The sequence below is a fragment of the Sphaerisporangium fuscum genome, assembly GCF_018531465.1.
Lineage (GTDB): Bacteria > Actinomycetota > Actinomycetes > Streptosporangiales > Streptosporangiaceae > Sphaerisporangium > Sphaerisporangium fuscum.
Genome location: NZ_JAHDTF010000030.1, coordinates 16,259 through 33,665 on the forward strand (window position 1 = coordinate 16,259; position 17,407 = coordinate 33,665).

Annotated in this window: 19 protein-coding genes; 5 read left to right on the forward strand and 14 right to left on the reverse strand. The window is 71.4% G+C overall.

Annotated features, from left to right (window positions below; genetic code table 11):
* Positions 1-96: 96 nt before the first annotated feature.
* Complete coding sequence (locus KIK05_RS33550) at positions 97-474, forward strand: DUF5319 domain-containing protein (protein WP_214414871.1); 378 nt, start codon at positions 97-99, stop codon at positions 472-474.
* On the opposite strand, the gene KIK05_RS33555 is transcribed toward KIK05_RS33550, so the two are convergent.
* The 4 genes from KIK05_RS33555 to groES form a co-directional block, all read right to left on the reverse strand.
* Positions 435-584, reverse strand: a complete 150-nt coding sequence (locus tag KIK05_RS33555; RefSeq protein WP_214414872.1) for an anti-sigma-D factor RsdA — start codon at positions 582-584, stop codon at positions 435-437. The two genes, KIK05_RS33550 and KIK05_RS33555, sit on opposite strands and share 40 nt — an antisense overlap.
* Before the next feature lie 53 nt (positions 585-637).
* Complete coding sequence (locus KIK05_RS33560) at positions 638-1,264, reverse strand: sigma-70 family RNA polymerase sigma factor (protein WP_214414983.1); 627 nt, start codon at positions 1,262-1,264, stop codon at positions 638-640.
* Positions 1,265-1,573: 309 nt separating this feature from the next.
* Positions 1,574-3,196: a chaperonin GroEL gene (groL, locus tag KIK05_RS33565; protein ID WP_214414873.1), complete on the reverse strand. Its 1,623-nt coding sequence runs from the start codon at positions 3,194-3,196 to the stop codon at positions 1,574-1,576.
* 99 nt (positions 3,197-3,295) lie between these two features.
* Positions 3,296-3,607: a co-chaperone GroES gene (groES, locus tag KIK05_RS33570; protein WP_055482820.1), complete on the reverse strand. Its 312-nt coding sequence runs from the start codon at positions 3,605-3,607 to the stop codon at positions 3,296-3,298.
* 297 nt (positions 3,608-3,904) lie between these two features.
* On the opposite strand from groES, the gene KIK05_RS33575 reads away from it, so the two are divergent.
* Positions 3,905-5,095 (forward strand): class I SAM-dependent methyltransferase, encoded by a 1,191-nt coding sequence (locus KIK05_RS33575; protein WP_214414874.1) that lies wholly within the window; start codon positions 3,905-3,907, stop codon positions 5,093-5,095.
* 203 nt (positions 5,096-5,298) lie between these two features.
* The gene (locus KIK05_RS33580) at positions 5,299-6,822 is read left to right on the forward strand and encodes a coiled-coil domain-containing protein (RefSeq protein ID WP_214414875.1); all 1,524 of its coding nucleotides are present in this window, start codon (positions 5,299-5,301) and stop codon (positions 6,820-6,822) included.
* Between the two features lie 25 nt (positions 6,823-6,847).
* Here the strand turns inward: KIK05_RS33580 and tsaD are convergent, their stop codons facing one another.
* The 10 genes from tsaD to KIK05_RS33630 form a co-directional block, all read right to left on the reverse strand.
* Positions 6,848-7,879, reverse strand: coding sequence for a tRNA (adenosine(37)-N6)-threonylcarbamoyltransferase complex transferase subunit TsaD (tsaD, locus tag KIK05_RS33585; protein WP_214414876.1), 1,032 nt, complete (start codon positions 7,877-7,879; stop codon positions 6,848-6,850).
* Positions 7,872-8,384, reverse strand: a complete 513-nt coding sequence (gene rimI, locus KIK05_RS33590) for a ribosomal protein S18-alanine N-acetyltransferase (RefSeq protein ID WP_250563901.1) — start codon at positions 8,382-8,384, stop codon at positions 7,872-7,874. Before rimI ends, tsaD begins: the two co-directional genes overlap by 8 nt.
* A complete protein-coding gene (tsaB, locus tag KIK05_RS33595; protein WP_214414877.1) occupies positions 8,381-9,049 on the reverse strand; it encodes a tRNA (adenosine(37)-N6)-threonylcarbamoyltransferase complex dimerization subunit type 1 TsaB in 669 nt (222 codons plus the stop codon). Before tsaB ends, rimI begins: the two co-directional genes overlap by 4 nt.
* Positions 9,050-9,172: 123 nt before the next feature.
* Positions 9,173-9,724 (reverse strand): class F sortase, encoded by a 552-nt coding sequence (locus KIK05_RS33600; protein WP_214414878.1) that lies wholly within the window; start codon positions 9,722-9,724, stop codon positions 9,173-9,175.
* Between the two features lie 22 nt (positions 9,725-9,746).
* A complete protein-coding gene (locus tag KIK05_RS33605) occupies positions 9,747-10,409 on the reverse strand; it encodes a hypothetical protein (RefSeq protein WP_214414879.1) in 663 nt (220 codons plus the stop codon).
* A 188-nt stretch (positions 10,410-10,597) separates the two neighbouring features.
* A complete protein-coding gene (gene tsaE / locus KIK05_RS33610; RefSeq protein ID WP_214414880.1) occupies positions 10,598-11,053 on the reverse strand; it encodes a tRNA (adenosine(37)-N6)-threonylcarbamoyltransferase complex ATPase subunit type 1 TsaE in 456 nt (151 codons plus the stop codon).
* Positions 11,050-12,192, reverse strand: coding sequence for an alpha/beta fold hydrolase (locus tag KIK05_RS33615; protein WP_214414881.1), 1,143 nt, complete (start codon positions 12,190-12,192; stop codon positions 11,050-11,052). The genes tsaE and KIK05_RS33615 overlap by 4 nt, the downstream gene beginning before the upstream one ends.
* A 10-nt stretch (positions 12,193-12,202) precedes the next feature.
* Positions 12,203-13,345 (reverse strand): alanine racemase, encoded by a 1,143-nt coding sequence (gene alr / locus KIK05_RS33620; protein WP_308250212.1) that lies wholly within the window; start codon positions 13,343-13,345, stop codon positions 12,203-12,205.
* 66 nt (positions 13,346-13,411) lie between these two features.
* On the reverse strand, positions 13,412-14,902 hold the full coding sequence (locus KIK05_RS33625; protein WP_214414882.1) for an NAD(P)H-hydrate dehydratase: 1,491 nt from the start codon (positions 14,900-14,902) through the stop codon (positions 13,412-13,414).
* A 149-nt stretch (positions 14,903-15,051) separates the two neighbouring features.
* Positions 15,052-15,402, reverse strand: coding sequence for a holo-ACP synthase (locus KIK05_RS33630; protein ID WP_214414883.1), 351 nt, complete (start codon positions 15,400-15,402; stop codon positions 15,052-15,054).
* Between the two features lie 91 nt (positions 15,403-15,493).
* Between KIK05_RS33630 and coaA the strand changes: the two genes are divergently transcribed.
* Both coaA and KIK05_RS33640 read left to right on the forward strand, forming a co-directional pair.
* Positions 15,494-16,396: a type I pantothenate kinase gene (coaA, locus tag KIK05_RS33635; protein ID WP_214414986.1), complete on the forward strand. Its 903-nt coding sequence runs from the start codon at positions 15,494-15,496 to the stop codon at positions 16,394-16,396.
* 9 nt (positions 16,397-16,405) lie between these two features.
* A complete protein-coding gene (locus tag KIK05_RS33640) occupies positions 16,406-17,368 on the forward strand; it encodes a DUF389 domain-containing protein (RefSeq protein ID WP_214414884.1) in 963 nt (320 codons plus the stop codon).
* Positions 17,369-17,407: the final 39 nt, after the last annotated feature.

A 17,407-nucleotide genomic window follows, 5' to 3' on the forward strand; every position in this document is an offset into this window, starting at 1 on the left:
GCCCGGGTCCGGTTCCTGTGGACAACGTCCTGAGGCGGCCGATGCTTCCCACCACTTGCCCTCATCAGGGTAGGTGAGGGTCATAAGGTGGAATGCGTGCTGGAAGAAGTCCCCCGCGACCCCTTCGCGGATGACCCGAACGACCCGGCCGCCGAGCTCGGCGAGCTCGACGACGCCGAGCCCCTGACCCTGGCCGAGCGCGACGAGGCGCTCACCGATCTCGCCGACGTGGAGACCTTCCGTTCGCTGCTGGAGCCGCAGGGAGTGCTCGGGCTGGTCCTCGACTGCCCCGAATGCGGCGAGCAGCATTACTTCGACTGGGACCTGCTCCGGGGCAACCTACGCCAGATGATCGACCACGGGCGCCCGCAGGTGCACGAGCCCGCCTTCGAGCCCGACCCCGCCGACTACGTCAGCTGGGAGTACGCCCGAGGCTACGTCGACGGCGTGATCGACACCGAGGAGAGCCGCTGATCGACGTCGGCGGCCAGCGCGCCGAGCAGCCTCACGGCGACGTCGTCGTCATGCCCGTCGACCGGCTCCCGCCGTGCGAGCGCGTCGATGAGCGCGTCCGTCCGGAGCACCTCGGGGTCCTCTGACCCGCGACTTCGGAGCGAACGCGCGGAGTGGACAGCGGTCAAGCTATCGACTCCACGTCGGCCATCGCCCGGAGCCTGGCGAGCGCCCGATGCTGGGCGACGCGAACCGCACCTGGTGACATACCGAGTACGTTACCCGTCTCCTCGGCCGACAGTCCCGACACCACCCGCAGAATGATCAGCTCGCGCTGGTTCTCCGGCAGGCGTGAGAGCAACTCCCGGGCGTGCTCCGCCTCGATGTAGCGCACGACGGTCTCCTCCGGCCCTGGCCCCTGGTCGGGGCCGTCCGGCAGGTCCTGCGTCGGCACGGCGGAGCGCACGGAGTTGCGCAACGCGTCGGCGACCTTGTGCGAGGCGATGCCGAAGACGAACGACGCGAACGGGCGGCCCATGTCACGGTAGCGGGGCAGAGCGGCCAGCACCGCGATGCACACTTCCTGGGCCACGTCGTCGGCGATGTGGTAGTGCCCCGCGACCCGGCCGAGCCGGGCCCGGCAGTAGCGCACCACCATCGGGCGCAACTGTCCCAGCAATGCTTCGATCGCGCTGCGATCCCCCTGTACGGCAAGGCTCGTCAGATCCCTGAGGTCGGACTCATCCGATCTCGTCGCAAGCCTTACCCCAGTCTTGGCGTCGGCGACGCATCCCTCGGTCACGTTACGCATGATGCCCGCCACGATCGCGTATGTCGTCATCGTGAATGGATACGGATTGGTCACATTGACGCGACGATAACGGAGGGTAATCGTGCCGACACGGTTGTGTTTGTATATTTCACGCGGGAGCCGAATTCGCCGCATATTGGTTAGATGTCGCTCCTGCTCGGAGAACGGTCCAGGACGCGGGCGCGGACGCCCCGCCCCCGTGATCGGTTTACACCGCTCACCAAATCTGGGGCAGGCTAAATCGTTCCGACATAAAAGTACGGCCCGCGCCTCGGGAGGCGCGGGCCGTACTTCGGTCGAATCGCGGGATCAGTGGCCGTGACCGTGGCCGTGACCCTGGCCCGCGGCGGCCGGAGCCTCCTCCTCGGGCTTGTCGACCACGAGGGCCTCGGTCGTGAGCAGCATGCCCGCGATGGACGCGGCGTTCTGCACGGCCGAGCGGGTGACCTTGACCGGGTCGATGACGCCCTCGGCCACCAGGTCGCCGTAGGAGCCCGTGGCGGCGTTCAGGCCGTGGCCCACCTGCAGCTCGGAGATCTTGGCCGTGACGACGTAACCCTCCAGGCCGGCGTTCTCGGCGATCCAGCGGGCGGGCTCGACGAGCGCCCGGCGGACGATGGAGACACCGGTGGCCTCGTCGCCGGCCAGGCCGAGGTCGTCGAGGTCCTTGGAGAGGTGGACGAGCGCGGAGCCACCGCCGGAGACGATGCCCTCCTCGATCGCGGCGCGGGTCGCGGAGATGGCGTCCTCGAGACGGTGCTTCTTCTCCTTGAGCTCGACCTCGGTGGCCGCGCCGACGCGGAGGATGCAGACGCCGCCGGACAGCTTGGCGAGGCGCTCCTGGAGCTTCTCGCGGTCCCAGTCGGAGTCGGTCTGCTCGATGGCGTACTGGATCTCGCGGACGCGGTCCTGGATCGCCTGCGGGTCGCCGGCGCCGTCGACGATGGTCGTGTTGTCCTTGTTGACCACGATGCGACGGGCGGTGCCGAGCACCTCGAGCCCGACGTTGTCGAGCTTGAGGCCGAGCTCCTCGGAGATCACCTGGCCGCCGGTCAGGATCGCCATGTCCTGCAGCATCGCCTTGCGGCGGTCGCCGAAGCCGGGCGCCTTGACGGCGACGGAGGTGAAGGTGCCGCGGATCTTGTTGGTGACCAGGACGGCCAGGGCCTCGCCCTCGACGTCCTCGGCGACCACGAACAGCGCCTTCTTGGTCTGGGCGACCTTCTCCAGCAGCGGCAGGAACTCCGCGATGGAGGCGATCTTGCCCTGGTGCAGCAGCACGTAGGCGTCCTCGAGGACGGCCTCCATGCGCTCGGGGTCGGTCACCATGTAGGGCGAAAGGTAGCCCTTGTCGAACTGGAGACCCTCGGTGAACTCCAGCTCGAGGCCCATGGTGTTGGACTCCTCGACGGTGATGACACCGTCCTTGCCCACCTTGTCGAACGCCTCGGCGATCAGCTCGCCGATGCGGGCGTCCTGGGCCGAGATCGTCGCGACGTGGGCGATCTCCTTCTTGTCCTCGACGGGGCGGGCCCGCTCGAGGAGGCGGTCGCTGACGGCGCGCGCGGCCAGGTCGATACCACGCTTCAGCGAAAGCGGCGAGGCCCCGGCGGCGACGTTGCGCAGGCCCTCGCGGACCATCGCCTGGGCGAGCACGGTGGCGGTGGTGGTGCCGTCACCGGCGACGTCGTTGGTCTTGGTCGCCACTTCCTTGGCGAGCTGGGCGCCAAGGTTCTCGTACGGCTTCTCGAGCTCGACCTCGCGGGCGATGGTGACACCGTCGTTGGTGATGGTCGGCGCACCGAACTTCTTGTCGATGACGACGTTGCGGCCGCGCGGGCCCAGGGTCACCTTGACGGCGTCCGCGAGGGCGTTGACGCCACGCTCGAGAGCGCGGCGCGCGTCCTCGTCGAACTCCAGGATCTTCGGCATTTAAGGTCCTCTCAGCATCAGAGCCCCGGGCGTTCAGGGAAGCGCCCGGGGCTTGACACGCGTTTTTCCGTAAGGCTGGTCGCTTGCGCGCCCCGGGCTTTACTTCTCGATGATCGCGAGCACGTCGCGGGCGGAGAGCACGAGGTACTCCTCGCCGCCGTACTTGACCTCGGTACCGCCGTACTTGCTGTAGAGGACGACGTCCCCTTCCTTGACGTCGAGCGGGATGCGCTTCTCGCCGTCCTCGTCCCAGTTGCCCGGGCCCACCGCGAGGACCTTGCCCTCCTGCGGCTTCTCCTTGGCGGTGTCCGGGATGACCAGACCGGAAGCGGTCGTCTGCTCGGCCTCAAGCGGCTGGACCACGATGCGGTCGCCGAGCGGCTTAACGGGAACCTTGGTGGCGGTCGTCACGATCGGACCTCCCCTTCAGATTGTGATGATGAGCTGAAGAGGCGACCAGCGGCCTGCCGTCGCGGGTGTCAGACCTGCCTCGTCGCATTTCGGGTTTGGCACTCTCACCAGGAGAGTGCCAACACTGAACAGTATGCAAGGCCGCCGACACAGTCAACACGGACAGGCCGTCCCAGGTCAGTACCGTTTCCAAGCCAGTAGCGGCTCCATACCCCTCGCCCGGTATGTCCGCCTTCCAGGCCAAGACCCGGCACACCCTCCACGGCCCCTCTGTGGCACGCGATAGCGTCAGGAGACGTGGACCTCGACGCCTTCCGTGACCTGCTCACCCCACGCGGGCAGCGGGCCCTCGGCGATGCCGTGGAGGCCGTCGCCGGCGGCGCCGACCCCGTCCTCGTCGCGAGCAGGCTGAGGAAGACCTACGACGCGTCCCTGACGGCCGCCGCGCTCACCCAGGCGCGTCTGCGCGAGCGCGGCGCGGTCAAGTTCGGCGCCGACGCCGCCCTCATGTACTTCACCCCGGACGGCCTGGAGCAGGCGACGCGCGCCGAGGTCGCCACCCACCGCGCCCGCAGGTTCCGGCCCGGCACACGAGTGGTGGACGCCTGCTGCGGCGTCGGCGGCGACCTGATCGCGCTCGCCCGCGCCGGCTGCGAGGTCGACGCCGTCGACCTCGACCCGCTCACGGTCGAGGTCGCGCGGGCCAACGCCGCCGCGCTCGGCCTCGGCGACCGCGTCACGGTCCGCACGGCCGACGCCGCCGAGGTCACCCCGGAGGCGTACGACGTCCTGTTCGCCGACCCCGCCAGGCGCACCACCGGCCGGCGCGTCTTCGACCCGATGGCGTACTCCCCTCCATGGCCCACGGTCCTCGGCCTGGTGGCGCGGGCCCCCGCCGCCTGCCTGAAGGTCGCGCCCGGCATCCCGTACGAGCTGATCCCGCCCGGCGCGGAGGCCGAGTGGGTCTCCTACCGGGGCGAGGTCAAGGAGGCCGTCGTCTGGACGGGCGCGCTCGCCGGCGGCGCGTCCGGCGGGGACGACGGGTCCGTCTCCCGGCGGGCGACCTTGCTGCCGTCCGGGGAGACGCTGACCACCGGCGCCGGGACGGTGGAGCAGGGCCCTGTGGGGCGATACCTGTACGAACCGGACGGCGCCGCGGTCCGCGCGCATCTCGTCGCCGAGGTCGCCGCCCTGGTCGACGGCCACCTGCTCGACCCGCACATCGCCTACATCACCGGCGACGGCACCGCCGTCACGCCATGGGCCTCGCGGTACGAGGTGCTGGAGACGCTGCCGTTCTCGCTCAAGCGGCTGCGCGCGTCGCTGCGCGAGCGCGGAATCGGCGCGGTCACGCTCAAAAAACGGGGCTCAGCCCTCGACCTTGAGCGCTTGAGGAAAGATTTGCGCCTTTCTGGCGACAATTCATGTGTTGTAGCGCTTACCCGGATCGGCGAGCGTCCTTTCGCATTCGTCTGCGAGCCCGCCTGACCTGCGCTTACCGCAAAGCCGGGCAATCCACCGACAATCACGATCTTTTAAAGTCGGCCCCGAAAGTCTCCTCCCGAACGACTACAGTTGACCAGCGCGGGATTCTGCCTGATCGATGGTTTACCCGCCTCTTTCGTCACGCCTGCAGACCTGACCGTCCCCACCGCGCAGCGGCCGACCGCCCGCGAGTGAAGGAGCTTCCGGTGGACTCCAACCACACCCTCCTCCAGGCAGGAAGCCAGACCGCCATCTCCGACCGCATGCGCGAGCTCCTCGCCAGGGCCGCGCAGGACCACGTCTACGAGCAGCGCACGCAGGGAGCGGTCCTCGACGAGATCCGCCAGCGCCTCGAAGGCATGGAGTGGCTGCTCCGCGAGGTCCGCGAGCGCGAGCTGGGCGGGCTGAGCGGCGCGGTCGAGGGCCTGAGCGGGCGGCTCGGCGAGCTGGTGAACAGGCCGCCGGCCTGGGCCGAGGGCCTCGCGCAGCACGTGGAGATCGTGCGTGACCGCGTCGACGGGGTCGGCAGCCGCCTGGCCGGGCTCGGCGACCGGGTCGAGACCGTCGGCGACCGCGTGAAGCCCCTCGCCGAGTTACCCGCCCTGTGGACCGACCTCGGCACGGTGCGCGAAGGGGTCGCCGAGGCCCTCAAACGCCTCCAGGCGCTGCTGGACGGCGGTCAGGCCATCCCCGAGCGCATGGCCGAGCTCGGCAGGCACCTCACCCAGCTGCACTCCGGCATGGAGGCGGCCGGCGGCCGCTTCGGCCGCCTCGACAAGGCGCTCGCCGACCTGACCCAGCGCACCGAGCGCCTCGAAGGCGGCGTGCTCGACCTGAGCGAGGGCTTGGAGCAGACCCTCGCCAAGGCCATCGAGCGCCTCACCGGCTCGGTCGACCAGCTGGCGGGCAAGATCGACGGCATCACCGCGAAGCTGGCGGAGAGCGAGACCCGGCTCTGCGACCGTTTCGACGGCGTCGACGAGCGGCTCGCGGGCCTGGAGACCCGCATAGAGGCCGTCGACGTCCACGTGACCGGCCTCGGCGAGCGGTTCGACAACGTCGACAGCCACATCGGGGCAGCCGAGGCGCGTCTGGAGACCCTCGACGTCCGCCTCCAGAGTGTCGACGGGCGCATCGAGACGGCCGACACCCATCTGGCCGGCCTCGACACGCGCCTCGGCACCGTCGACCAGCACCTCACCGACGTCGGCACCCGCCTGACGAGCCATGACGACCGCCTGGCGGAGGTCGGTACGCGCCTGACGGGTCAGGACGAGCTGCTCACCGGCCTGGGGACGATGCTGTCCGGGCAGGACGAGCGTCTCACCCTGATCGACGCCGCGTTCGAGGGGGTCAACGAGCGGCTGGAGATGGTCGACGACCGCGTGGAGGCCGTCAACCAGCGGGTCGGGCGGCTCCCCGAGCTGCTGGAGGTCGGTGAGGTGCACAAACGCGTCGGCGAGCTGATCGACGCGCACGGCGATGCCCAGGGCAAGCGGTTCGACTCGATCGACACCCGGCTCGCCGAGACCACCGACGCCCTTCCACGGCTGGCCGAGCTGGCCGACCTCGTCCGCGCGCGGCCCGACCGCGACCAGCTCTCCGAGACGGTCGGAAAGCTGATCGAACCCACCCACGACGACCTCTTGCGCAGGCTCGGCGCCCTCGAAGAGACCATGCTCGCCCTCGCCGAAGCCCTCCTGCGCCCCACCCGCCCCCCGAAGGACTAGCCGCCGGCAAGGGAGCAGGCGGGCCTCAGATGTGGACGGCGGTGATGGGGAGGGAGGAGTCGGCCGGGATGTTCAACGTGGAAGGTGTCGCGCCGGAGGCGACCAGTTCGGAGCCGAGGGCCGCGATCATGGCGCCGTTGTCGGTGCACAGGCCCGGCCGGGGCACCCGCAGACGTACGCCCGCCGCGTCGCACCGCTCCTGAGCCAGGGCCCGCAGCCGCGAGTTGGCCGCCACGCCGCCCCCGATGAGCAGGTCCTTCACGTCGTACTGGCGGCACGCCTGCAGCGCCTTGCGCGTCAGCACGTCGACCACGGCCTCCTGGAAGGACGCCGCGACGTCGGCGACGGGCACCCGCTCACCGGCCCGCTCCTTGGCCTCGACCCAGCGGGCCACGGCCGTCTTCAGCCCCGAGAAGGAGAAGTCGAGCGTGCCGTCGTCGTACTTCCCGCGCGGGAAGGCGACGGCCGTACCGGAGCCGTCGGCGGCGGCGCGGTCGATGTGCGGCCCGCCGGGGAACGGCAGGCCGAGCACGCGCGCCACCTTGTCGAACGCCTCACCGGCCGCGTCGTCGACCGTGGAGCCCAGCGAGATCACGTCGCGGGCGACATCCGGTACGAGCAGCAGCGACGAGTGGCCTCCCGAGACCAGCAGCGCGATCGACGGCTTGGGCAGCGGCCCGTGCTCCAGCTGGTCGACCGCCACGTGAGCGGCCAGGTGGTTGACGCCGTACAGCGGGACGCCGAGGCCGAGGGCGTACGCCTTGGCGGCGGCGACGCCCACCAGCAGGGCGCCCGCGAGCCCCGGGCCCGCGGTGACGGCCACCGCGTCGATGTCGGAGAACCGCAGGCCGGCCTGCTCCAGCGCCCGCTCGACCGTGGGCGTCATGGCCTCCAGGTGGGCGCGGGAGGCCACCTCGGGCACCACGCCGCCGAACCGCGCGTGCTCCTCGACGCTGGAGGCGACCGTGTTGGCGAGCAGCGTGTGGCCCCGGACGAGGCCGACGCCGGTCTCGTCGCACGAGGTCTCGATGCCCAGCACCAGGGGCTCGTCAGCCATCTGCGCCCTCCACGTCGCCGTTGAGCTTCTTCATCATCATGATCGCGTCGGTTCCGTCGTCGTAGTAGTCGCGGCGCAGGCCGATGCGCTCGAACCCGAAACGTTCGTACATCGCCTGCGCGGGCGGGTTGTCGGCCCGGACCTCCAGGAACACCGCCGTCGCTCCGCGCCGCACGGCCTCGGCGAGCAGTTCCTTCAGCATCGCGGTGCCGACGCCGGAGCGGCGCCACTCGGAGATGACCGCGATCGTCTGGACGTCGGCCTGGTCGCCCGCCGCCGCCAGCCCGGCGTAGCCCACGATGCGCCCGTCGCCCGCGACGGCGACGACGTAGTGGCGGGTGCGGGGCTGGTCGGCCAGCTCGCCGCGGAGCATGCCCTCGCTCCAGGCGTCGAACGGGAAGGTGGTGCGCTCGATGTGCATGACCATCGGAAGGTCGCCCTCGGTCATCTGCCGCAGCGTCGCGGCGGCGCCCCGCTCGGGCGTGCCGCCATCCGGCTCGGTCATGCGGTCACCTTCTTGGGCGGACCGGGCACCTGGGCGTCGGGGCGGCGCAGGTAGATCGGGCGCGGCTCGGTCAGGACGGTCTCCTCGGGGCCCGCCCCGGCCCTCAGGCGCTCGACGGCGAGCGAGGCGAGCGCGCCCGCGAGGGGGTAGTCGGGGGCGTCCTCCACCAGCCGGGCCTCGCCCAGCACCTGGGCGTACATGCGGGCGCCCGCCCCCACCAGGGGCAGTTCACCGGGCACCTCCCCGGGACGGCTCACCGAGGGCCCCTCGAGGCGGGTGCGCATGTCGGCGTACCGCGCCCAGAACACCTCCTTGCGGCGGGCGTCGGTCGCGGCGATGAACGGCTCGGTGAGACCGCAGGCGTAGGCGACGGCGTCGAGCGTGCACACGCCGTACGCCGGAGCCCCTGTGGTGGAGGCCAGCGCCTGAGCCGTCATCAGGCCCACCCGCAGGCCGGTGTAGGGACCCGGCCCGGAGCCGGCGACGATCGCGGTGACGTCGGGCAGCGAGGCGCCCGCCTCACGCAGGACCTCCTCGATGGAGGGGACGAGCAGCTCACCGTGGCGGCGAGCGTCGACGATCGTCGAGGCGGCGAGCACACGGTCACCGTCGTGCAGCGCCGCGGTGACGGCCGGAGTCGCGGTATCGAAGGCCAAGACCAGCACGAATTCCAAGCCTAGCCGTTCCCGGCGGTGCTTCCTGTCGTCACGCCGGTCGCGGGCGGGGTTCACCAGGTCACCCGCGGCAAAAGGGCGCCGCCTCCACCCTCGGTGCCCTGGCGGCCCCGGTCAGGCGCGGGAGGCGTAGACGATGATGTTGTCCAGGTATTCGTGGGCCTTGCGGTCGAAGGCGCCGCCGCAGGTGATCAGGCGCAGGCCGTCCTCGACGTACACGCGCTCGGCCGGGAAGTGGTCCTTGGGGATCTGCTCGATGGAGTCGACCTTGTAGCGCGCCGTCTTGCCGTCCCCCCGCAGGATCTTGATGACGTCGCCCTTCTTGACCTCGCGCAGCCGGTAGAAGACCGCGGGGGCCGTCTTGGTGTCGACGTGACCGATGATGACCGAGGCGCCCTGGTCGCCGGGCACCACGCTCTGGTCGAACCACCCCGCCGTCGAGGGCTTCTCGAACGGCGGCAGCTCGACCTCTCCGTCGCTCGCGAGCCCGAGCTTCATCAGCGGGGCCTTGAGGCTGATCGACGGGATGTCGAGCCGCTTGGGGGCGGCGGAGGCGGCCGGCCGGGGCGTGGCGGCCTCTCTGTGCCGGGCCGTGAGGGCGAACAACACCGCGCCGGTCACCAGCCCGGCCGTCGCCATCTTCAGCCACTTGGGGGAATCAGCCATGGAACGAACGTGCCAGGGAGGATCAGCGTGCCTTCGACCGGTGGCGGGCGAAGGCGATGCCGCCGGCGGCGGCCGCGAGCAGCGCCACCACGGTCACGCCGCCGGGGATGCCGGACGGCTCGTCCATCGGCCCGCCCGCCGCCGTACCGCCGCCTCCGGCCCTCGGGGCCTTGGTGGGCACGACGTGGGTCCGGGTGGGCTTCGGCACGATCGTGACGGTGGGCTTCGGCTTGGCGGTGACGGTCAGCGTGCCCTTGCCCGTGTCGTTGGTGCCCTCGCACTTGACCTCGACCTGGTAGCTGCCCGGCTTGGTCTTCTCGCTGACCAGCGCGAAGCCGCGCACCTCGGGCGAGGGCGCGGCGGTGGTGACGGGGGTCGAGGACGCGGCGGGACTGGCGGGGGGCGGCTGGGTCAGGGTCACCACGCCGGTGAACGCGTCGGAGCGGGCGGTCGCGCGGTAGTCGGTGCCGCCCTGCGGCACCGGGCAGAAGGCCCGCACCCGCACCGACCTCGTCGCCCCGCCCTGCACCTTGTCGGGCACGACCTGAACGCGGATGTCCTGACGGCTCACCGTCGGCGTGGGAGTGGCGCCCGCCGTGCTACCGGACTGCGCCTCGGCCGTACACCCGACCCCGCCCAACAGCAGGAATGCTCCAGCAACCGTGACCTGTCCGACCCTGCGCACCGTCGCACTCCACTTCCCGTACGATCCGAGCCCCCGCCCGACACGACCACACCTGGGCTTTACCTCAGCTGCATACCCAGAAAAATCCGGTCAATCCATTGGAACGATCTTCATTCCGAATGATCCAGAGGAAGGCGGGCAGGCGTCAAGGCGGGTGAGGTTACCGGTCTAGATCCACCAAGGGACGGTCAGACGAGCGAGGCGGGCAATTCACTCCATCTCGGTCCGATGCCGCGCAGCCGTACGAGACGCTCGTCGCCGTCGTCGCCGCGCTCGATGGCGACCTCGAGCCGGTCGTCCGTCAGGCCTTCGACCAGGCCCTCTCCCCACTCGACGACGGTGACCGAGTCGTCGAGGGAGGCGTCGAGGTCGAGGTCGTCGATCTCCAGGGCCCCTCCGATGCGGTAGGCGTCGGCGTGCACCAGCGCCGGGCCGCCGGCCAGCGACGGGTGGACCCGCGCGATCACGAACGTCGGCGAGGTGATGGGCCCGCGGACCTTCAGGCCCTCGGCGATGCCCTGGACGAGCGTGGTCTTGCCGGCGCCGAGCGGGCCGGACAGCACGACGAGGTCGCCGGGCGCCAGCAGTCGCGCGATCTCCTCGCCCAGCGCGCGCATGTCGTCGGTCGTGGCGGCGCGCCTCATGAGGCTTCCTCTCCTGCCTCGGCTCGCCTGCCCTTGAGGCGGGAGGGAGCGCTGTCGGTCTCTTCCAGTGCCTCGATGGCCCCGCCGGCCGCCTCGGCGTCCTCGGCCCGCTTGAGCAGCTCGCCGATCGCCTCGTTGACGGCGGCCGGCTTCTCCAGCAGCACGAGGTGGGAGGCGTCGGGGATCTCGGTGAGGCGTGCGGACGGCAGGCCCGCGTTGATCGCCTTGCTGTGGTCCACAGGCGTCAGCCAGTCCTTGGACCCGATGATGATCTCGGTCGGCACCTTGTTGAGCACGTCGAGGGCGGCGAGCTTGTCGTGCGACATCAGCGCCGGGTAGAAGTCGGCGATCACGTCGGTCGGCGTCGAGCGGATCATCGACTCGGCGAAGTCGACCACGGTCGGGCTGACACTGGACGAGTCGCCGAACCCGAGGTAACGCAGCATCAGGAAGGACAGGTCGTTGCCGGCCTGCCTGCCCCGGTCGACCAGCGCGGCGCGGCGGCCGAGCACCGACATCGCCGAGGCGGTGGTCCAGTGCACCGCCTTGGAGATCAGCGCGGGAAGCCCGAGGGTGATCTCGGCCAGCTTGCCCGCCGAGGTGGAGATCAGGGCCACGCCGCGGATCTTCTCACCGAACAGCTCGGGGTGGCTCTCGGCGAGGGCCATCACGGTCATGCCGCCCATGGAGTGGCCGATCAGCACGCACGGCCCCGGCACCAGCTTGTTCAGGATCTCGGCCAGGTCGAAGCCCAGGCGGTCGATGGTGCAGTCCTCGGCGGGGGTGCGGGCCGAACGCCCGTGGCAGCGCTGGTCCCAGAACACCAGGCGGTAGGTGTCGCGAAGGTCGCGCCGCTGGTAGTGCCACGAGTCGAGGTTCAGGGTGTAGCCGTGGCAGAAGACGATCGTCAGCGGGGCGTCCTCGGGGCCGTCGACCTCGGCGTACAGCTCGACCCCGTCGGAGGTCTTCACCGTGACCGGACGTCCCCGCAGCTCCCCGAACGGCTCGCTCGCCTCCAGGTCGGGCCGCAGGCGGATGCGCCCGACGGCGTACTTCTTGGCCAGGGCGGCACCCGCGAGGGTGGCCGACGCGGTTCCGACGACGGCTCCCGCGATCCCGACCCTGCGCCGTGTGGACATGCGAACCTCCTTACCGGTAAACGCGCGGCACGCGTGAACCAATCCTGGTCACGATCTCATGCGTGATCGTGCCGAGGGAATCGGCCCACTCCTGCGCGGTCGGCTCGCCGTCGGTGCCCGGCCCGAACAGCACGACCTCGTCGCCCTCGCGCACCGGGTCGTCCTCGACGTCCAGCACGAACTGGTCCATGCAGACCCGTCCCGCGATCGTGCGCCGCCGCCCCGCCACGAGGACCTCCATGCGGTTGGTGGCGCTGCGCATGATGCCGTCGGCGTACCCGAGCGGGATCTGTGCCAGCGTGGTCTCGCGCTCGGTGGTGTACAGGTGGCCGTAGGAGACGCCGGTGCCGGCCGGGACCCGCTTCACCATCGCGACGCGCGCGGTCAGGGTCATCGCGGGCCGCAGGCCGAAGTCGCCCATCTCGGGGATCGGGCTCAGGCCGTACGTCGCGATGCCGCACCGCACCATGTCGTAGCGCGCCTGCGGCAGCGTCAGCGTGGCGGCCGAGTTGGCGATGTGGCGTACGACGCCGGAGCCGTTCACCCCGGCCTTGTCGGCCACCAGGAGGGCCTCGTCGAACAGGGCCAGCTGGCGGGTGATCGAGGGGTGCCCGGGAATGTCGCTGCAGGCGAAGTGGGACCACAGCCCGGCGATCTCGATCGTGCCCTCGGCCTGGGCGGCGAGCGCGCGGTCGACGAGCGACGGCCAGTCGGCGGGGGTGGCGCCGCCCCGGCTGATGCCGGTGTCGATCTTGAGGTGGACGCGGGCGGTGCGTCCGGTGCGGCGGGCGGCGGCGGCGATGTCGTCGATCAGCCACGGGGCCCCCGCCGACAGCTCGACGCCGGCGGCGACGGCGTCGCCGATCGGCTCGCCGGGAGTGATGATCCAGGACAGCACCGGCGCCGTCACGCCCGCCGCCCGCAGGTCGAGGGCCTCCCGGATGTAGGCCGTTCCCAGGCGCGACGCGCCGGCCTCCAGGGCGGCCCGCCCGCAGGCCACCAGGCCGTGGCCGTAGGCGTCGGCCTTGACGGCCACCATCATCTCGGCCCCCGGGGCATGCCCCCGGAGCAGCGCGATGTTGTCCTTGAACGCTGTGAGGTCGACTCGGGCCTCGGCCGGAGTGACGAGGGAACCGTGGATGGGGAAGCTCACCCTCTCAGTCTCGCAGCCGGGCACCGGACTCGGGCCTGTTCCGCCGGTCTGGGACCACGGCACGTTTCAGACGCTCCCCAGCGAGCGGAGCGCCTCCGGGAGCTCCAGCGCCACGTCGAGGGCGGCGATGGGCGCCTCCCGGCCCTCGGGGCCGGCCGCGGCCAGCCGGGCCGCGAGGCCATGCACGTGGGCTGCGCACGAGGCGGCGTCATAGCAGCTCAAACCCCCCGCGAGAAAGGCTCCGGCGACTCCGGCGAGCACGTCGCCCGTGCCGCCCGTCGCCAGCCAGGGAGTGCCCGTGACGTTCACGCGGACCGGCCTGCCCTCCTCTGCGACCAGGGTAGTCGACCCCTTCAGCAGAACCGTCACCCCGAGCTCGGCCGCGGCGAGCCGCGCGTGGTGGAGCCTGCGCGCCTCGATGTCGTCGGCGGGGACGCCGAGCAGACGGCCGAGCTCCCCCGCGTGCGGGGTGATCAGCGTGGGCGCGGAGCGGCGAAGGAGCGAGCGGTCCCGGGCCGCCAGTGTGAGCCCGTCGGCGTCGACCAGCACCGGCACGTCGCTTCCGAGCACGGACGCGGCGATCGCGTGCGCGTCGTCGTCGGTGCCCATGCCCGGCCCGAGGACCCAGGCCTGGACCCGGCCGACCTCACGAACGCCCTCCTCAGGGCTGATGATCTTCGTCACGGCCTCCGGCCACCTGGCGCGCACCTGCTGGACGGCCTCGGCCGCGCTCGCGAAGCGCACCAGCCCGGCGCCGGCCCGTACGGCGCCGCCGACGGCCAGCACGGCCGCGCCCGTGAAGCGGTCGCTGCCCGCGACGACGCCGACCACGCCCCTGCGGTACTTGTTGGACTCGGCGGCGGGCCGGGGCAGCATCCGGCCGACGTCGGCGCCGGTGAGGGCGGTGACGCCGGGGCCGGGAAGGTGCGGGCCGAGCCCGATGTCCACCGGCCGCAGGGTGCCGACACGGCCCGCCCCCGGGTCGATCAGCAGGCCCGCCTTGACCGCCCCGAACGTCACGGTGATGTGGGCCTCGACCGCCTCGCCGGCGACCTCACCGGTGCTCGCGTCCACCCCGCTCGGCACGTCGACGGCCACGACCACACCGGGCGCGTCCGCGGTGAGCCCGGCCAGCGTGGCGTACGGCTCGCGCAGCGCCCCCGAGCCGCCGATGCCCACCAGACCGTCGACGACGACGTCCGCCGCGCCGACCAGGGCCTCGGCCACCCCGTCCTCGGCGTCCTTCGCGTCCAGGGTCCTGCCTCCGGCGCGCCGCAGCTCGGCCAGGCCGCCCTCGTGGGTCTTCCGCCCGGCGAGGATCGCATGCACCCGCGCGCCCCGGCGGGCCAGCAGCGCCCCGGCGTACAGCGCGTCGCCGCCGTTGTCGCCGCTGCCGACCAGCAGGACGACGCGTGAGCCGTACACCCGGGGAAGCACGTTCGCGCAGGCCACGGCGAGCCCGGTCGCGGCCCGCCGCATGAGCGTGCCCTCGGGGAGGAGCGCCATGAGCTCCCGTTCGGCCGCCCTGATCTCGTCGGAGGTGTACGCGGTCAGCATTCCACCGAATCTAGCCCTCCCCGATCTCCGGCGAGAAGCCACCCGCCAACGCCCATTTTCCGCACATCGCCCTCAATGACCTGCGGTGATCACTGAACCGACCAGGGAGATTCGGGCTCGTGCGGAAAACAGGCGTACGCCCCGAGGCGTCAGCCTTCGGCGATCACGTACGCGATCGCGAGCCCGCCGTCGTGGCTGAGGGAGACGTGCCAGCGCCTGACGCCCAGCTCGGCCGCCACCTCCGCCGCCCGGCCGCTCACGGCGAGGACGGGACGGCCGTGCGGGCCCGCGGTGATCTCGGCCTCCCGGTGCGCCAGGCCGGGCGGCGCGCCGAGGGCCTTGGCGACGGCCTCCTTGGCGGCGAACCGCGCGGCGAGGGACGCGGCGGGCAGACCCCTCTCGGCGTCGGTGAACACCCGCTCCCGCAGCTTCGGGGTGCGCTGCAGCGTCGCCTGCAGGCGTGCGATGTCGACGACGTCCACACCGATGCCGATGATCACGAATCAGCCCTCCCGCCTCACACAGGCCCCGCGGCGATCGCCCGCGCCGCCGTCAGTAGAGTTTGCGCCCATGGAGGCATCTCACGCATACGTGGAGCTCGACCGCGAGCAGTGGCGGGACCTGCGCAAGAACACGCCTCTCACCCTGACGGCCGAAGAGCTCGAGGAGCTACGCGGCGTCGACGACCCGATCGACCTGGTCGAGGTCACCGACATCTATCTTCCGCTGACCCGGCTTCTCAACCTGCACTTCACCGGCGCCCGCCAGCGCAGCGCGGCGGTGAACACCTTCCTCGGCGACCAGCACGAGCCTCCGCCGTACATCCTCGGCATCGCCGGCAGCGTCGCCGTCGGCAAGTCGACCACGGCCCGGCTGCTGCACACGCTGCTCGCGCGCTGGCCGGAGCACCCCCGGGTCGACCTGATCACGACCGACTCCTTCCTGTACCCCAACAAGGTGCTGGAGGAGCGCGGCATCTCGCACCGCAAGGGCTTCCCCGAAAGCTACGACCGCCGGGCTCTGGTCCGCTTCGTCGCCGACGTCAAGGCCGGCGTCCCCGAGGTGCACGCGCCCGTCTACAGCCATCTGGAGTACGACATCGTGCCGGGGGCCGTGCAGACCGTGCGGCGGCCCGACATCCTCATCGTCGAAGGCCTGAACGTCCTGCAGCCCGCTCCCCCGACGGCCCTCGCCGTCAACGACTACTTCGACTTCTCGATCTACGTCGACGCCAAGGTGGAGGACATCCGCTCGTGGTACGTCGACCGCTTCCACAAGCTGCGGCGCACGGCCTTCGCCGATCCCAAGTCGTACTTCGCCTACATCGCCGAGCTGTCGGAGGAGGAGGCCACGCGCTTCGCCAGGGACGTCTGGCGTGACGTCAACGAGCGCAACCTCGTCGAGAACATCGCCCCGACCCGCGGCCGCGCCGGTCTCGTCCTCCACAAGGGCCCCGACCACGCCGTCCGCCGTGTCCGCCTGCGCCGTACTTAAGCTTCGATCATGTTGCACTCGCGGGTGATCTCCCCGTCCGACCGCAGCTCCCAGGTGGTCGACCTGCTCGCCGACGCGCCCGGGGTCACCAACGTCGTCGTGCTCCCCGGGGCGGCGCGGCGTCCCGAGGGCGACGTCGTGCTGTTCGACGTGGCCAGGGAGGTCGCCAGCGAGGTCTTCGAGCGGCTGAAGGATCTCGGCATCACGCGGGAAGGGTCGATCGCCGTCGAGCGGGTCGACCTGTCGATGTCCGAGGTGGCCGAGAAGGCCGAGGCGGAGGCCCCCGGCGCGCCCGACGACGCGGTCGTCTGGGAGGAGCTCTCGAGGCAGGTGTCCGGCGACTCCCGGCTGAGCTGGGCGTTCCTGGCGTTCCTCGCGATCGCCACCCAGATCGCGGCGATCGGCGTGCTCATCCCGTCGATCATCCTGATCGTCGGCGCGATGGTCCTCGGGCCCGAGTTCGGGGCGGTCGCGGCGATCTGCTTCGGCCTGCTGCGCCTCGACTGGCGGCTGATCGTCTCGGCGGCCCGCACCCTGGCCGTGGGGTTCCTGATCGCCATCGCGGTCACCGTCGCGTGCGCGCTGGTCTCGCGCGGCCTCGGCTGGATCTCGCCGGCCGGCCTAAGCGGGCACACCGAGGTCGACTTCATCGTCAAGCCCGACCGGTGGTCGTTCATCGTGGCGCTGCTCGCCGGGGCCGCCGGGGTGCTGTCCGTCACCGCCGGCAAGTCGTCGGCGCTGGTCGGCGTCTTCATCTCGGTCACCACCGTCCCGGCCGCCGGTTACGCCGCGGTGGCCGTCGCGCTCGGCGATTGGGGGGACGTGGCCGGCTCCGTCGCGCAGCTCGCGGTGAACATCACCGGCATGGTGATCGCCGGAACGGTCACGCTGCTCCTGCAGAAGTTCTTCTGGTCCAGGTACGGCCTGCGGCTCGCCACGCCGTCCCCTCTGCGTGCCCGGCCACGCCTGTGAACGCCCCTGACTGATCCCCAGGGCTCCCCGCCCTGCGGA

Bases quoted from the DNA above. Each gene is read 5' to 3' on its own strand.
- KIK05_RS33560 (WP_214414983.1), bottom strand. From the start codon at position 1,264: ATGCGTAACGTGACCGAGGGATGCGTCGCCGACGCCAAGACTGGGGTA.
- groL (WP_214414873.1), bottom strand. From the start codon at position 3,196: ATGCCGAAGATCCTGGAGTTCGACGAGGACGCGCGCCGCGCTCTCGAG.
- tsaD (WP_214414876.1), bottom strand. From the start codon at position 7,879: ATGGCTGACGAGCCCCTGGTGCTGGGCATCGAGACCTCGTGCGACGAG.
- rimI (WP_250563901.1), bottom strand. From the start codon at position 8,384: ATGACCGAGCCGGATGGCGGCACGCCCGAGCGGGGCGCCGCCGCGACG.
- KIK05_RS33600 (WP_214414878.1), bottom strand. From the start codon at position 9,724: ATGGCTGATTCCCCCAAGTGGCTGAAGATGGCGACGGCCGGGCTGGTG.
- tsaE (WP_214414880.1), bottom strand. From the start codon at position 11,053: ATGAGGCGCGCCGCCACGACCGACGACATGCGCGCGCTGGGCGAGGAG.
- KIK05_RS33615 (WP_214414881.1), bottom strand. From the start codon at position 12,192: ATGTCCACACGGCGCAGGGTCGGGATCGCGGGAGCCGTCGTCGGAACC.
- KIK05_RS33625 (WP_214414882.1), bottom strand. From the start codon at position 14,902: ATGCTGACCGCGTACACCTCCGACGAGATCAGGGCGGCCGAACGGGAG.
- KIK05_RS33640 (WP_214414884.1), top strand. From the start codon at position 16,406: ATGTTGCACTCGCGGGTGATCTCCCCGTCCGACCGCAGCTCCCAGGTG.